Annotated in this window: 11 protein-coding genes; 7 read left to right on the top strand and 4 right to left on the bottom strand. The window is 72.8% G+C overall.

The genetic code is table 11. The annotated features are described in order from the left end of the window. Positions 1-8: 8 nt before the first annotated feature. Positions 9-1,616 carry an AMP-binding protein gene (locus IW256_RS24185; RefSeq protein WP_197013153.1) on the bottom strand — a complete coding sequence of 536 codons (1,608 nt, stop codon included), beginning with the start codon at positions 1,614-1,616 and terminating at the stop codon, positions 9-11. Positions 1,617-1,774: 158 nt separating this feature from the next. Further along, entirely contained in the window at positions 1,775-2,356 is a 582-nt protein-coding gene (locus IW256_RS24190) for an SACE_7040 family transcriptional regulator (RefSeq protein WP_197013154.1), read from the bottom strand. Between the two features lie 121 nt (positions 2,357-2,477). On the opposite strand from IW256_RS24190, the gene IW256_RS24195 reads away from it, so the two are divergent. The 6 genes from IW256_RS24195 (at position 2,478) to IW256_RS24220 (ending at position 13,384) form a co-directional block, all read left to right on the top strand. Further along, a complete protein-coding gene (locus tag IW256_RS24195) occupies positions 2,478-4,085 on the top strand; it encodes a carboxyl transferase domain-containing protein (RefSeq protein WP_197013155.1) in 1,608 nt (535 codons plus the stop codon). A gap of 8 nt (positions 4,086-4,093) precedes the next feature. Then, complete coding sequence (locus tag IW256_RS24200; RefSeq protein ID WP_197013156.1) at positions 4,094-6,094, top strand: ATP-binding protein; 2,001 nt, start codon at positions 4,094-4,096, stop codon at positions 6,092-6,094. 3 nt (positions 6,095-6,097) lie between these two features. Beyond that, positions 6,098-7,018: a hydroxymethylglutaryl-CoA lyase gene (locus IW256_RS24205; RefSeq protein ID WP_197013157.1), complete on the top strand. Its 921-nt coding sequence runs from the start codon at positions 6,098-6,100 to the stop codon at positions 7,016-7,018. Between the two features lie 46 nt (positions 7,019-7,064). Continuing rightward, positions 7,065-8,213: an acyl-CoA dehydrogenase family protein gene (locus IW256_RS24210; RefSeq protein WP_197013158.1), complete on the top strand. Its 1,149-nt coding sequence runs from the start codon at positions 7,065-7,067 to the stop codon at positions 8,211-8,213. Between the two features lie 70 nt (positions 8,214-8,283). Continuing rightward, positions 8,284-11,538, top strand: coding sequence for an NACHT domain-containing protein (locus tag IW256_RS24215; protein WP_197013159.1), 3,255 nt, complete (start codon positions 8,284-8,286; stop codon positions 11,536-11,538). 298 nt (positions 11,539-11,836) lie between these two features. Continuing rightward, positions 11,837-13,384, top strand: coding sequence for a DHA2 family efflux MFS transporter permease subunit (locus IW256_RS24220; protein WP_231403906.1), 1,548 nt, complete (start codon positions 11,837-11,839; stop codon positions 13,382-13,384). 135 nt (positions 13,385-13,519) lie between these two features. Here the strand turns inward: IW256_RS24220 and IW256_RS24225 are convergent, their stop codons facing one another. Next, the gene (locus IW256_RS24225; RefSeq protein WP_197013161.1) at positions 13,520-15,073 is read right to left on the bottom strand and encodes an AMP-binding protein; all 1,554 of its coding nucleotides are present in this window, start codon (positions 15,071-15,073) and stop codon (positions 13,520-13,522) included. Positions 15,074-15,140: 67 nt separating this feature from the next. Further along, positions 15,141-15,371, bottom strand: a complete 231-nt coding sequence (locus IW256_RS24230; RefSeq protein ID WP_197013162.1) for a DUF397 domain-containing protein — start codon at positions 15,369-15,371, stop codon at positions 15,141-15,143. Between the two features lie 195 nt (positions 15,372-15,566). Here IW256_RS24230 and IW256_RS24235 point away from each other — a divergent pair, with 195 nt between their 5' ends. Further along, on the top strand, positions 15,567-16,196 hold the full coding sequence (locus IW256_RS24235; protein ID WP_197013163.1) for an ATP-binding protein: 630 nt from the start codon (positions 15,567-15,569) through the stop codon (positions 16,194-16,196). Positions 16,197-16,312: the final 116 nt, after the last annotated feature.

Consider the following 16,312-nt stretch of genomic DNA (forward strand, 5'->3'; position numbering starts at 1 on the left):
GCTCGCCGTCATCCCGCTTCGCCCTGTTCGCGCAGGTAGTCCTCCCGTACGCGGCGCCGGCTGAGCTTGCCCGACGGGGTCCGCGGCAGCGAGCCGCGGAACACGATGCGCCGCGGGTGCTTGAACCGCGCCAGCCTGCTCTCGCAGTGCGCGAGCAGTTCCGCGGCCAGGCCGCCGCCCGGCGCGGCGTCGCCCGGCGCGGCGTCACCCTGGGGCAGGGCGCCCTCGACCGGCTCGATGAGGGCGACGACGCTCTGGCCCCAGTCCTCGTCGGGGAGGCCGATCACCGCCACGTCGGCCACGGCGGGATGCTGGAGGAGGGCCGCCTCGATCTCCGCCGGGTAGATGTTCACGCCCCCGGAGATGATGAGGTCGGTGCGGCGGTCGCTCATGTAGAGCCAGCCGTCCTCGTCCAGATGTCCGATGTCACCGGGCGTGTAGTAGTCCCCGAGCATGCTGGAGGCGGTCTTGTCCGGGTCGCCGTGGTACTCGAAGCCCACCTGCCCCCGCGCGTAGATGAGGCCGGGTTCGCCGGGGGGCCGTTCCCGGCCCTCCTCGTCGAAGATCTTGATCTCGACGCCCTCGACCGCGCGGCCGACGGTGCCCGGGCGGGCGAGCCAGTCGTGCGGCCGGGCCACCACCACCGGGCCGCTCTCGGTCGAGCCGTAGTACTCGTACAGGACCGGGCCCCACCAGTCGAGCATGCGCTGCTTGGTGTCCACGGGAATCGGCGCCGCGCTGTGGTAGACCTGCCGCAGCGACGACAGGTCGTGGCGGTCACGGACGCCGGCGGGCAGCGCGAGCATCCGGTGGAACATCGTCGGGACCATGAACGTGTTGGTGACGCGGTGCCGTTCGATCGTCCGCAGGGTGCGTTCGGGCTCGAAGTGCGCCTCCACCACCACGGCGTGGCCGAGGTTGAGGGCCAGCAGGGCGTGGACGCAGGGGGCCGAGTGGTAGAGCGGCCCCACGGCGAGATGGACCTCGTCCCCGGGTTCGAGGTCGAGGTGCTTGGCGAGGGTGTGGCGCAGGGCGGACATCGCGAACTCGGGCGGGAGGTCCAGCAGCGGGCGCCGCACGCCCTTGGGCCTGCCGGTGGTGCCGGAGGTGTAGAGCATCACCGAGCCCATCGTGCGGTCGGCGGGCGGCTCGGCGGGCCGCCCGTCCAGGAGGCCCGCGAACGGCACGAACCCGCCGGCCGGCTCGTCCCCGGGGGCCTCGACGGAGACGCGGGCCCGCTCCGGGACGCCGGCCTCGCCGGCCGCACCGGCCACCACGTCCGCGAAGGCCGGCTCGGTGATCACGGCTCCCGCGCCGCTGTCGGCCAGGATGTAGCCGATCTCCGCGGCGGTCAGATGCCGGCTGACCGGGACCATGTACAGGCCGCTCTGCACGGCGGCGAGCAGGACCGTCAGGAACTCCGGCCGGTTCCCGAGGACGCCGGCCACCGCGTCGCCGGGACGGAGGCCGAGGTCGCGCAGCGCGTGGGACAGCCGGTTGACCTCCGCGTGCAGTTCCCCGTAGGTGGCGGGGGACCCGGCCGGAGGGTCGAGGAACGCGGGACGTTCGGGGTGGGCGGCGGCGATCTCGTAGAAGCTGGCGCCTTCGACTCCCATATGTCCTCCTCCGGCGGGGCGGTGCTCCGTCCATGGAGCTACGCGGAGGGCGGGAAGTCAACCCTTGCACCGGTCCAAAGTAAGTGTGCGGTTACGTCGCTGCCCGCCGCCGCCCGCCGCTGCTCCCGATGCCCCGCGTCCCGCGCCCCGAGGTCGCCTCAGCGGTCCGAGGCGCGCAGGGCGGCGTGCGCCATCGCGTGCAGGAGCGCGGCCATCGCCTCGCGGTCGAGACCGGCGGCGCTGTGCGGGGTGGAGTTGAGCAGGCCGAAGCAGGCGTGGACGGCGGCGCGGGTACGGTCGGCGGGCTCCTCGGGACGCAGCCGGCGCAGGACGCCGACCCACTCCTCGACGTACGCCCGCTGCAGGCGGCGGATCTTGTGGCGCTGGGGCTCGGGCACGTTGTCCAGCTCGCGGCCGTGCACGGTGATCAGGGCCGGGTTGCCGAGCGCGAACGCGATGTGCCAGCGCAGCAGCCCGTCCAGCGCCTCGCCGGGATCGGGGGCGGCGGCGCGGCGCACGCCCTCCTCCAGCAGCCGCTCGCTGATGTCCAGCAGCATCTCGGCCAGCACCGCCTCCTTGCCGCTGAAGTGGCGGTACAGCGCGGGACCGGTGAGCCCGACGGCGCGCCCGAGGTCGCCGATCGACACGCCGTGGTAGCCGCGCCGCGCGAACAGCTCGGCGGCGGCGCCCAGGATCTCGGTACGGCGCGGGTTCACGGGCTCGCTGGTGGCCTGCGTCATGGCGGCCAGTCTAGACTAGCGTTGTTAATGTTGGTTAACATCGACCGGCATCAATAGCCGACATTGTTAATGACCATAAACTCGGTCGGCGAGGACGAGCGATGGGCGGGCGGGACGAGCCATGAGCGGACCACCGGAGCTGGGCACCCGGGCCGATCCCGGGGACGAGACCTTCAAGCGCAACGCCGCGTACAACGAGGCGCTGGTGACCGAGCTGCGCGACCACCTCGAGCAGGCGGGCAGGGGCGGCCCGCCGCGCTCCCGCGAACGGCACGTGGCGCGCGGCAAGCTGCTCCCCCGCGACCGGGTGGACACCCTGCTCGACCCCGGCTCCCCGTTCCTGGAGCTGTCCCCCCTCGCCGCGTACGGGATGTACGACGGCGAGGCCCCCGGGGCGGGCATCATCACCGGGATCGGCCGGGTCGGCGGGCGCGAGTGCGTGGTCGTCGCCAACGACGCCACCGTGAAGGGCGGCACGTACTACCCCGTCACGGTCAAGAAGCACCTGCGCGCGCAGGAGGTGGCCCTGCACAACCGGCTCCCCTGCGTCTACCTGGTCGACTCGGGCGGGGCGTTCCTCCCCCGCCAGGACGAGGTCTTCCCCGACCGGGAGCACTTCGGCCGCATCTTCTACAACCAGGCCACCATGTCGCGGGAGGGCATCCCGCAGATCGCGGCGGTCCTGGGGTCGTGCACCGCCGGCGGCGCCTACGTCCCGGCGATGAGCGACGAGGCCGTGATCGTGCGCGGGCAGGGCACGATCTTCCTGGGCGGGCCGCCGCTGGTGAAGGCCGCCACCGGGGAGGTCGTCACCGCCGAGGAGCTGGGCGGCGGCGAGCTGCACTCCCGGACCTCCGGCGTGACCGACCACCTGGCCGAGAACGACGCGCACGCGCTGTCGATCGTCCGCGACATCGTCGCCACGCTGGGCCCGCGCGGGCCGCGCCCGTGGGAGACGGCGCCGCCGGAGGAGCCCGCGCTGGACCCCGGCGAGCTGTACGGCGTGGTGCCGCCCGACGCGCGCACCCCCTACGACGTCCGCGAGGTGATCGCCCGGATCGTCGACGGCAGCCGCTTCCAGGAGTTCAAGAAGGAGTACGGGACGACCCTGGTCACCGGCTTCGCCCGCGTCCACGGCCACCCGGTCGGGATCGTCGCCAACAACGGCATCCTGTTCGGCGAGTCGGCGCTCAAGGGCGCGCACTTCATCGAGCTGTGCGACCGGCGCTCGGTCCCCCTGGTCTTCCTCCAGAACATCACCGGGTTCATGGTGGGGCGCGAGTACGAGGCCGGCGGCATCGCCAAGCACGGCGCCAAGATGGTCACGGCGGTGTCGTGCGCGCGGGTGCCGAAGTTCACCGTCGTGATCGGCGGGTCGTTCGGCGCCGGCAACTACGCGATGTGCGGCCGGGCGTACGCGCCCCGCTTCCTGTGGATGTGGCCGAACGCCCGCATCTCGGTCATGGGCGGCGAGCAGGCCGCCAGCGTCCTGGCCACGGTCCGCCGCGACCAGCTCGGGGACGCCTGGACGGCGGAGGCCGAGGAGGAGTTCAAGGCCCCGATCCGCGAGCAGTACGAGCGGCAGGGCAACCCGTACTACTCCACCGCCCGGCTGTGGGACGACGGCGTCATCGACCCGCGCGACACCCGCCGCGTCCTCGCCCTGGGCCTGTCCGCCGCCGCCAACGCGCCGCTGGAGCCGGTCGGCTACGGCGTCTTCCGGATGTGAGGAGCCTGATGTTCGAGAGCGTCCTGGTGGCCAACCGGGGGGAGATCGCGGTCCGGGTCTTCGCCACGCTGCGCCGGCTCGGGATCCGGTCGGTGGCGGTGCACACCGCCGCCGACGCCCGGGCGCTGCACGTCCGGGAGGCGGACGAGGCGGTGCGGATCCCCTCCTACCTCGACATCGACGCGGTGCTGGCCGCCGCCCGGCGCACCGGCGCGCAGGCCGTCCATCCGGGGTACGGCTTCCTGGCGGAGAACGCCGCGTTCGCCCGCGCCTGCGGCGACGCCGGGATCACCTTCATCGGCCCGCCGGCCGAGGCGATCGAGGCGATGGGCGACAAGATCCGCGCCAAGACGACCGTGGCCGCCGCCGGTGTCCCGGTCGTGCCCGGACGCGACGAGGCGGGCCTGACCGACGAGGAGCTGGCCGCCGCCGCCCTCGGCATCGGCCTGCCGGTGCTGCTCAAGCCCTCGGCGGGCGGTGGCGGCAAGGGCATGCGGCTGGTGCGCGAGGAGGCGGAGCTGGCCGAGGCGATCGCCTCGGCCCGCCGCGAGGCGCGCGCGTCGTTCGGCGACGACACGCTGCTGGCCGAACGGTTCGTGACCAATCCCCGGCACATCGAGATCCAGGTCTTCGCCGACGCGCACGGCGGCGCGGTCCACCTGGGCGAGCGCGAGTGCAGCCTGCAGCGCCGCCACCAGAAGATCATCGAGGAGGCGCCGTCGCCGCTGCTGGACGAGGCCACCCGCGCGCGGATGGGCGCCAGCGCGGTCGCGGCGGCCCGGGCGGTCGGCTACACCGGCGCCGGAACGGTCGAGTACATCGTCTCGGCCGACCGCCCCGGCGAGTACTTCTTCATGGAGATGAACACCCGGCTCCAGGTGGAGCACCCCGTCACCGAGATGGTCGCCGGGCTCGACCTGGTCGAGCTCCAGATCCGCACGGCCGCCGGCGAGCCGCTCCCGTTCACGCAGGACGACGTCGTGCTGCGCGGGCACGCCGTCGAGGCCCGCGTGTACGCCGAGGACCCGTCCCGGGGCTTCCTGCCCACCGGCGGCACCGTGCTCCTGCTGCGGGAGGGCCGGCCGGAGGGGCCGGGAGGGGACGGGCCCGGCGGGGACCACGTCCGCGTCGATTCGGGTCTCGAGGAGGGCACCGAGGTCGGCGGCTCGTACGACCCGATGCTGGCCAAGGTGATCGCGTGGGGCGCCGACCGCGCGCAGGCACTGCACCGGCTCGACCGCGCGCTCGCCTCGTACACCCTGCTGGGCGTGCCCACCAACGTCGGGTTCCTCCGGACGCTCCTGCGCCATCCGGACGTGGCCGCCGGGCGCCTGGACACCGGCCTGGTCGAACGTTCCCTGGGCGAGCCGGCCCCGGCGGCCGTGCCGCCCGAGGTGCTCGCCGCCGCCGCTCTGGAGCGCATGCTCGCCCTGGAGACCGGCGATCCCGACCCGTGGGCCGTACCGGACGGCTGGCGCCCGGGGGCGCCCGCGTGGACGCCCTGGATCATCACGCCGTCCGGGGGCGAGCCGGTGGAGGTCCGCGTGCAGGGCCGGGCGCACGACGCCCTCGTAGCCGTCGGCGGCCCGGACGCGGGCGCCGAGGCCGAGGCCGTGCCCGCCTCGCTGCGGGCCGACGGGCCCTCCCTCGTCCTCACCTATGACGGGCGGACCGTCACGTTCGCCGCCGCCCGCGAGGACCACACGCTGTGGCTGGGACGCGACGGGCACGCCTGGGCCCTGGCCGAGCACGTACGGGCCGAGAGCGGCGGCGCCGCGGACGCGGCCGGCGACGGTGTGCTGCGCAGCCCGATGCCCGGCACCGTCCTGGCCGTCAAGGTGGCCGAGGGCGACCTCGTCGCCGCCGGGCAGCCGGTGGTCATCGTCGAGGCGATGAAGATGGAGCACACGGTCACCGCGCCGGTCGCGGGCCGGGTGACGCGGCTCCCGGTCCGCGCGGGAGCCCAGGTCGGCCTGGACGCCGTGCTGGCCGTGATCGGGGAGGGGTGAACGATGCGCGTACCTCTTGAGGGCCTTCCGGAACGGGTGACGATCTACGAGGTCGGCCCGCGGGACGGCCTGCAGAACGAGAAGGCGATCGTCCCGGTCGCCGACAAGGCCGAGTTCGTCGTCCGGCTCGCCGACGCCGGCCTGCGGACCATCGAGACCACCAGCTTCGTCCATCCCAGGTGGGTGCCCCAGCTCGCCGACGCCGGGGAGCTGCTGGACGCGCTGTCGCGCTCGCCGCACCTGCGCTACCCCGTCCTGGTGCCCAACGAGCGCGGGCTGGACCGGGCCCTCGACCACGGCGTCGCCGAGATCGCGGTCTTCGCCAGCGCCACCGAGTCCTTCGCCCGGCGCAACCTCAACCGGACGCTCGACGAATCCCTGGCGATGTTCGCCCCCGTCGTCGAACGGGCGCGGGCCGAGGGGCTGTGGGTCCGCGCGTACGTCTCGATGGTCTGCGGCGACCCCTGGGAGGGCGACGTGCCGATCGAGCAGGTCGTCTCCGTCGCGACCCGGATGATGGACATGGGGTGCTCCCAGCTCAGCCTCGGCGACACCATCGGCGTCGGCACGCCCGGCCAGGTCACGGCACTGATCGAGGCCATGGTCGCCGCGGGCGTCGGCACCGGCCGGCTCGCCGTCCACTTCCACGACACCTACGGCCAGGCCCTCGCCAACACCCTGGCCGCACTGCGCGCCGGGGTCACGACCGTGGACGCGTCGGCGGGCGGCATCGGCGGCTGCCCGTACGCCGAGAGCGCCACCGGCAACCTCGCCACCGAGGACCTGGTGTGGATGCTCGACGGGCTCGGCGTCGAGACCGGCGTCGACCTCGCCAAGCTCGCCGCCACCAGCCGCTGGATGGCCGGCCGCCTCGGCCGGCCCAGCCCGTCGCGCGTCGTCCAGGCCCTGTCCCCCGGGGACTGACCGGTCCGGACGCGCGGGAACGTTCACGAACAGCCAGGGAGACCTAATGATCGACTTCACCCTCACCGAGGAGCAGGAGGAACTGCGGCGCACGGTCGAGCGGTTCGCCCGCGAGACCGTCGCCCCGGTGATCGGGGACCTGTACGAGCGGGGCGAGTTCCCGTACGAGATCGTCGCCGCCATGGGCAAGATGGGGCTGTTCGGCCTGCCGTTCCCCGAGGAGTACGGCGGCATGGACGGCGACTACTTCACCCTCTGCCTCGCCCTCGAGGAGCTCGCCCGCGTCGACTCCTCGGTCGCCATCACCCTGGAGGCCGGGGTGTCGCTCGGGGCGATGCCCGTCTACCGCTTCGGCAGCGACGCCCAGAAGTCCGAATGGCTCCCCCGTCTCACCTCGGGCGAGAGGCTGGCCGCGTTCGGCCTGACCGAGCCCGGCGGCGGGTCGGACGTGCCGGGCGGCATGCGCACGACCGCCCGCCTCGACGGCGACCACTGGGTGATCAACGGCTCCAAGTCGTTCATCACCAACTCCGGCACCGACATCACGGCGTTCGTGACGGTCACGGCCCTCACCGGCGAGCGCGAGATCTCCACCGTCATCGTCCCGAACGGCACGCCCGGTTTCACCGTCGGCAGGAAGTACTCCAAGGTCGGCTGGTCGGCGTCCGACACCCGCGAGCTGTCGTTCGACGACGTCCGCGTGCCCGCCGCCAACCTCGTCGGCGAACGGGGCCGCGGCTACGCCCAGTTCCTGCGCATCCTGGACGAGGGCCGCATCGCCATCGCCGCCCTCTCCGTCGGCCTGGCCCAGGGCTGCGTGGACGAATGCCTCCGCTACGTCCGCGAGCGCGAGGCGTTCGGCAAGGAGATCGGCCGCTACCAGGCCATCCAGTTCAAGATCGCCGACATGGAGACGCGCGCCCACACCGCCCGCCTCGCCTACTACGCCGCCGCCGCGAGGCTGCTGGCCGGCGAGCCGTTCAAGAAGGAGGCCGCGATCGCCAAGCTGGTCGCCTCCAACGCCGCCATGGACAACGCCCGCGACGCCACCCAGATCTTCGGCGGGTACGGCTTCATGAACGAGTACCCCGTCGGCCGCTTCTACCGGGACGCCAAGATCCTCGAGGTCGGCGAGGGCACGTCCGAGGTCCAGCGCATGCTCATCGCCCGCGCCCTCGGCCTGCCGCCGTCCTGAGCCGGTCCGGACCGCCTCCCCGGGCGGCGGGGCGCAGTATTTTGGGTGTCCCAACTGAATCGGGGGTGCCGTGTCCGTCGAAGTCGCCGCGCTCGGGGTGGGCAGGTCGGTCGCGCAGCTCGCGGTGGGCCGCCTGCTGGCGGCCCGGGGCGACCGCACGTCGCCGTCGAAGGACCTCGTCGAGTTGATCCGGACGGGGTTCCCCGACGACATCAGGCGGCGGCGGGTGGAGCGCCAGTTCGAGGACATCGCCGACTCGGTGACCGAGCGCCTGCTGACGTTCTGCCGCCACGAGTTCGGCGGGCTCACCGACGGGGACCGGCAGGCCACGCTCCACCAGGTCGTCCTGACGCTGCGGGAGGCCGACCTGTCGGACGCGGCGCTGCTCGCCGACGACGCGGACCCGGTCAGGCTCGCCCGCAGGCTCCGGGGGACCCTGCCGGCGCGGCGGGCCGGGTCCCAGCTGGGCGAGGCGGGGGCCCGGCTCTATGACGTGGTGCTGGATGAGTGCTGCGACTGCCTGGCGCGCATCATCGTGCACCTTCCCCAGTTCGAGCCGAGGGCGGCGGCCGAGACCCTGGGGCGGCTCACCGGCCTCGCCGACCAGGTCGCGGCGGTGCTGGCGAGGCTGCCCGCCCGTTCGCTCGACGCGCCCGAGGGCGAGTCCGGCGACGCGGAGTTCACCCGCCGCTACCTCGCCTCCGTCAGCGAGGGCCTGGACTCCCTGGAGCTCTTCGGTGTCCGGTTCGAGCGCTTCGCCCGGCCCCGGACGGCGCTCAGCGTGGCGTACGTCAGCCTCAACGTCTCCGACGAGAGCGGCCGGCAAGAGCCGGTTCCGCCCATGTCGGAGTGGCGGGAGCACCGCGGGGGCGGCGCCGTGCGGGTCGAGACGGCGCTCAAGGGCCACCGGCTGACGCTGGTGCGCGGCGAGGCGGGCGGCGGGAAGAGCACGCTGCTGCGCTGGCTGGCCGTGACCGCCGCGCGCGGCGCGTTCACCGGCGACCTGGCGGACTGGAACGGCTGCGTACCGTTCCTGGTCAAGCTGCGCAGCCACGCGGGCGGGCCGCTGCCGCGGCCGGAGGAGCTCCTCGACGACGTCGCCGGGAACCTCACCGGCATCATGCCCCGCGGGTGGGTGCACCGGCGGCTCTCGTCGGGACGGGCGCTGCTCCTGGTCGACGGCGTCGACGAGGTCACCGCGTCCCAGCGCCAGGCCGTCCGGCGGTGGCTCAAGGGGCTGGCCGGCGACTTCCCCGGCATCCGGGCCGTGGTCACCTCCCGCCCGGCGGCGGCGACCTCGGACTGGCTGCGCGCCGAGGGCTTCACCCCGGCGTTCATCGAACCGCTCGGCCCCGCGGACCTGCGGGCGCTGATCCGGCAGTGGCACCTGGCCGTACGGGACTGCGACGATCTCCCGTGCGCCCCGGAGAGGCTGCCGTCGTACGAGGCCAGGCTGCTGGCCCGGATGGAGGCGGCGCCGCACCTGCGCGGGCTGGCGTCCACGCCGTTGCTGGCGGCGATGCTGTGCGCGCTCAACCTCGACCGCGAGACCCTGCCCCGGGACCGGATGGGCCTGTACGCGGCGGCGCTGGACCTGCTGCTGGAGACGCGCGACGCCAAGCGCAACGTTCCCAGTGCCGCGGACGTCGTCCTGCAGCGAGACCAGAAGGTCCACATCCTGCAGGCCCTGGCCTGGCATCTGTCGCTGAGCCGGCGGGTGGAGCTTCCCAGGACGACCGCGGAGCAGGTGATCCGGGAACGGCTCCTGGCGATGCCGGGGGTCGACGCCCGGGCCTCCGACGTGCTGGAGTACCTGCTCCAGCGCAGCGGGGTCGTCCGCGAGCCGGTCCCGGGACGGATCGATTTCGTGCACCGGACCGTCCAGGAGTACCTCACGGCCAAGCAGATCGCCGACCTCGGCGACATGGAGCTGCTGGTCGCCAACGCCCATCGCGACCAGTGGCGGGAGACCGTGATCATGGCCGCGGGGCACGCCATCGAGCCGCTCCGCCGCGACCTGGTCGCCGGGCTGCTCGCCCGGGCCAGGGCCGAGCCGAAACGCGCCCGGCAGCTCGAGCTGCTGGCGGTGGCCTGCCTGGAGACGCTGCCGTCGATCCCGCGCGAGCTGCGCGAGTCCCTCGACCGGTGCCTGGACGAGCTGGTCCCGCCGCGCGGCGTCGCCTCGGCCCGTTCCCTCGCCAGTGCCGGGGAGGCCGTGCTGGCCAGGCTCCCGGAGCGCCTGGACGGGCTGTCGACGGCGGCCGCGCGGGCGGCGGTGCGCACGGCCTGGATGATCAATGGGCCTGGCGCGCTGGACGTCCTCGCCCGCTACGCCCCCGACGAACGTCCCGAGGTGTGGGGGGAGGTGCAGGAGGGGTGGCGCTACTTCGACCCGGAGGAGTACGCGACGCGGGTCCTGGCCCCGGCGTCTCCCGGCCGGCCGGTCACGGTGACCGGGTCGCGAGGTCGGCTCGACGCGCTCCGCCTGCTGAGCCCGCTGTCGGAGCTGTACGTGTCCGTCGACGGGCCGGCCGACCCCGGCTTCCTCACTCCGCACGCGGAGTCCCTCGAGAGCCTCACCCTCATGTTCCCGGGAGGTTCGGAAGCGGACTTCGGCCGCCTGCCGCGCCTGCCGCGGGTGCGTGACTTCTCCCTGGGACTCCCCGGGATGACCGGCCTCGGGTTCCTGGAGTCCCTGCCTGCCCTCCGGTCGATCTGGCTGACTCAATGCGAGGAGGTGCGCGACTTCTCCCCGCTGCGCCGCTACACGGATCTGAGCACGTGCACGCTCTACGGCAGCCGCCACCTGACCCGCCTCGACACCCTGCCCCCGCTGGGGGGCCTGACCACCCTGGGCCTGGAGGAGGCCCCGCTGACCTGCGGCCTGGCCGAACTGGTCGCCGAGGCGCCGAGGCTCGAACGCCTGTTCCTCCTCGCGTGCGACTGGGTGCGCGACCTGTCGCCCCTGGCCGGGCTGCCGCTGCGGCACCTCATACTGGGGCAGTGCTCCGGGGTGGAGGACCTCTCGCCGCTCTCCGGCCTGGACGAGCTGACCCTCCTCAACGTCTCCGGCACGGCGGTCCGCGACCCCGCTCCCCTCGCGGGCGCGCGCGGGCTGACCCACCTGTACATGGACGAGTGCGAGATCACGGATCTGAGCCCGCTCGCGAGGTCGCCGCGGCTTCGCTGGCTGAGCGTCCACGGCCTGCCGCCCGGGGTCGATCTGGAGCCGCTCGCCGCGAACCCGAAGCTGACCGTCCAGATCGGCCGCGGCCAGGAGGTCCGGGGCGGCGAGGCGCTGGGACGGCGGCTGCGGCGCCTCTGACCACCGCGCATGACATGTGCGGCGGGTCACACCCCTGCCCCGGTGAATTCCGGGGGGCGGCCATGTCACATACATCACACTCGCTGGACCTCACCCCAGGCTGAGGTCGGAGACTGGACGCCGGGGACCAGCAAGGACATGACGGTTCTGTCGGACCTGACTGGAATACTCCGTGAGCTGCCCAAGTTAAACAACTCGCAAAAGTGTCAGTGACTGCAGTATTTTGCTGAGGCATCCCCAGCCCTCTTGATGCTGTCCGCATGCCCGCATGCCCGGGCCCGAAGATTGGAACAGTCAGTTGACCGCTCCCGCGTCTCCCCAGACGGCGGACGGCCCGAAGGCCGAGGACTCCGGCGGAGGGCTTGATCGCGGCGTGCTCGCGGTGGCCATGGTCGTGGTACTCGGCGCGATCATGTCCATCCTGGACGTCACGGTCGTCAATGTCGCGCTCAAGCACCTCACCGAGGACTTCAACACCCCGCTGGCCACCATCCAGTGGGTGGCCACCGGTTACACGCTCGCGCTCGCCACGGTGATCCCGGTGACCGGGTGGGCGTCGGCCAGGTTCGGCACCAAGCGCCTCTACATGATCTCGATCACGCTGTTCGTGGCGGGATCGGCCCTGGCCGGGATGGCCTGGAGCGCCGAGTCGCTCATCGCCTTCCGCGTCCTGCAGGGCCTGGGCGGCGGCATGATCATGCCCGCCGGCATGACGATCCTGACCCAGGCCGCCGGTGCGCAGCGGGTCGGCCAGGTGATGAGCATCGTGGGCATCCCGATGCTGCTCGGCCCGATCGCCGGCCCGATCCTGGGCGGCTGGCTCGTCGACGACGTGTCCTGGCGCTGGATCTTCTACATCAACGTGCCCATCGGCGCGGTGGCGCTGGTGCTGGCCGCGCGGATCCTCAAGCGTGACCAGCCGCGCCCGGCCGAGCGGCTGGACTTCCTGGGCCTGGTGCTGCTGTCCCCCGGCCTGGCGGCGCTCATCTACGGCCTGGCCACCGGTGCCGAGAAGTCCGACTTCACCCTGCCGGGCGTCCTGGTCCCGACCGTCGCGGGCGGGGCGCTCGTGCTCGGCTTCGTGGCGCACGCGCTGCGCCGCGGCAACACCAACCCGCTGATCGACCTGCGGCTGTTCAAGCGCCGCTCGGTGGCCGCGGCCTCGGGCACGCTGGTGCTGTTCGCCTGCGCGTTCTTCGGCGCGATGCTGATCCTGCCGCTGTACTACCAGACGGTACGGGGTGAGACCGCGTTCGCCGCGGGCCTGCTGCTGGCCCCGCAGGGCTTCGGCGCGATGGTCACGATGCCGATCGGCGGCAAGCTGACCGACAAGCTGGGCCCGGGCAAGGTCGTCCTGGTGGGGCTGGCCATCGTCGTGGCGGGCGTGGCGGGCTTCGCCACCCAGCTCACCCCCGACGCCTCGTACTGGGCGCTGGGCGCGGCCCTGTTCGTGATGGGCCTGGGCATGGGCATGACCATGATGCCGACCATGTCGGCGGCCATGCAGACGCTGCAGCACGACGAGGTCCCCCGGGCCAGCACCTCGCTCAACATCATCCAGCAGGTCGCCGGCTCGATCGGCACCGCCTTCATCGCGGTCATGCTGGCCACCCAGATGCGCGACCGCGGGCTGGACCTGGGCGGCGGCATGGGCGCGGAGACGCCCGCCGCCGGCCAGGTACCGCCGGAGATCATGGCGCAGATCATGACGAAGATGGCCGACGCGTTCCAGACCACCTACTGGTGGTCGCTGGGCCTGCTGGTGCTGGCGTTCCTGCCCGCGCTGCTGCTGCCCCGCAAGAAGCCGGACACGGTACCGGTGGAAACCCCCATGCCGATGCACTAAGCGCCGGTGTGAGGGCGAACGCCCCGTCCCGGGACTCCCGAGTCCAGGGGCGGGGCGTTCGCCGTCCAGAGGGCCGTGAGGGTCCCCGCCCGCACGTTCGCGGGGCGGGCGCCAGTGGCCCGGGGGCGCCTTCCCTCAGGAACTCGCCAGGGTTCCGCTCCGGCCCTTCCAGTACTCGTCGCGCAGCAGCCGCTTGTAGAGCTTGCCGGTGGGGTGGCGGGGCAGTTCGGACCGGAAGTCGACCGTGCGCGGGCACTTGTAGTGGGCGAGGTGCTCGCGGCAGTAGGCGATCAGCTCGGCCTCCAGCTCCGGGCCGGCCTCGTCCGGGAACTGGGGCTGCACGACGGCCTTGACGGCCTCCCCCATCTCGGCGTCGGGCACGCCGAACACGGCCACGTCGGCGACCTTGGGGTGGACGGCCAGGACGTTCTCGGCCTCCTGCGGGTAGATGTTCACGCCACCGCTGATGATCATGTACGAGCGGCGGTCGGTGAGGTAGATGAAGCCGTCCTCGTCCACGTAGCCGACGTCGCCGATGGTGCTCCAGCCGTTCCCCCAGGGGTCGCGCGACGCCTTGGTCTTGGCCTCGTCCCCGTGGTACTCGAAGACGGGCCCCTCGCCGAAGTAGAGCGTCCCGGGTGTGCCGGGAGGCATCTCCTCACCCGACTCGTCGCAGACGTGCACCTTGCCGAGCAGGGGACGTCCCACGGTGCCCTTGTGGGCGAGCCAGTCCTCCGAGTTGGTGTAGACGAAACAGTTCCCCTCGGTCCCGGCGTAGTACTCGTGGAGCACCGGCCCCCACCAGTCGATCATCTGCTCCTTCACGGGGACGGGGCAGGGCGCGGCGGCGTGCACGGCGCAGCGCAGCGTCGACAGGTCGTACCCGGAGCGGGTCTCCTCGGGAAGCTTGAGCATCCGGATGAACATGGTCGGCACCCACTGGCTGTGGGTGACCCCGTACTTCTCGATCGCCTTCAGCGCCCCCTCCGGGTCGAACCTCTCCATGACCACGACGGTGGCGCCGAACCGCTGGAAGTTGATGCAGTACCGCAGCGGGGCCGCGTGGTAGAGCGGCGCGGGCGAGAGGTAGACCGAGTTCTCGTCCGGCTGGAAGAGGAACGAGATCAGCTGGTACAGCGGGCCGGGCTCCCCCATCCGGGCGAGGGACAGCTGCGGCTTGATCCCCTTGGGGCGGCCGGTGGTGCCCGAGGAGTAGAGCATGTCGACCCCCTCGCACTCGTTCTCGATCGGGGTCGCCGGGTACTTCTCCACCTCCTCCTCGTAGGAGAGGAAGCCGGGCGCGGTGCCGTCCAGCATGAGGCGCAGCCGCACCCCGGGGGTCTGCTCGGTGATGGCCGACGCCGTCTCGGCGAGCGCGTGGCTGGAGATGAAGACCTTGGCCTCGCAGTTGTCGACCACGTAGGCCAGTTCCTCGGCCTGGAGGCGGGAACTGATGGCCGTGTAGTAGAGCCCCGACCGCTGGGCCGCCCAGGCGATGGCCAGGAAGAGCGGATGGTTCTCCAGCATGAAGGCGATGTGGTCGCCGGGACGCAGCCCCTCGGCGTGGAACAGCTGGGCGAGCCGGTTGGAGGCGTCGTTCAGCTCTCGGTAGGTGATGACCCGCCCGGAGCCCGCCATGATCACGGCGGGCTTGCCGGGGGTCCGTTCAGCGATCTGCCCCAGATGCATGAAACCGCACGCTACCGGGCCGATCACCAATTTGGAATGGCATTCGGTTTACTGGTGAACGGGCGGCTCAGACCAGCATGTGATCGAAATCACCGTCCTTGGCCCCGCCGACGAACGCCTCGACCTCCTCTCGCGTATAGATGAGGACCGGCCCGTCCGGGTACCGGGAGTTCCGTACGGCGATCTCCCCGGTGGGAAGCTCGGCCATCTCGACGCAATTGCCGCTCGGGTTGCTCCGGCGGCTCTTCTGCCAGGCGAGTTCGGTTCGCCGCATGTCCGGCGGCTCGGCGCGGTTCATCTTCTGCCCCCTCAGGCGTACTCGCCTCCCAGCGGGAGGTCCGCGATCTCGCCCCACCCCAACGTCATGGTACGAGATGCACGTGCATTCGTTCTTGCATTCGTTCATGCAGACGGTCTTGCATCTGCACGACATGGGGAGCAAGATAGCGAACGCTCGCCCCCATACCGACCCGCACGCCTCTGGGGTTTGACAATGATCGTTGACCAGGCAGACGACGTAGCGGCCCCCGCCGCCCCGAGCGCACGACGGCACCCGCGCCGGCACCACGCGCCCGACCATCCGCCGAGACCGGGTGCCCGCACGCCCTCGGTCGCGCACCGCGCGCCGTCCTCGCCCGCCGCGGTGTCCGGTCTGGCCGGTCTCTGGCCGGCCCCGTCGGCGGGCGTCCCGCGCACCGCGCGGCGGGTGCTGCCGGCCGAGCCCACCTCGCCGAAGGAAGCGCGCGCCTTCACCCGGGCCACGCTGCGCGAGTGGGGGGTGGACGGCGCCGCCGCCGACGACGCGCTCGTCGCCGTCTCCGAGCTGGTCACCAACGCGCTGCAGCACGGCCTGCGCGGGCTGCCCCGGCCACTACCGGCCGGGCCGATCCAGCTGGTGCTGCTCGGTCACCCGCGGCGCCTGGTCGTGACCGTGACCGACCCCGGGGAGCGCACCCCGGAACCGATCGCGCCCGACCCCGTACGGTCCCCGGAAGGGGGCCGCGGCCTGCTGGTCCTGGGCGCGCTCAGCGACGCCTGGGGCTGGGCTCCGCTGGCCACCGGAGGCAAGGCCGTCTGGGCGGCCTTCGATCTGCCGGCCGGTTCGTCATCGGCGACGGCGTAGCGCCGCCGCTCACGGTGACGGCCCGGGCCGCACGGTTCCGCCAGGCGCTCGGCCGCCGAGCGCCCTGACGTCAGTCAGGGGCGGCCGCCGGGGCGCGTTCTCCCGGCGGCCCCGGG

The sequence above is a fragment of the Actinomadura viridis genome, from assembly GCF_015751755.1.
Classification (GTDB): Bacteria; Actinomycetota; Actinomycetes; order Streptosporangiales; family Streptosporangiaceae; genus Spirillospora; species Spirillospora viridis.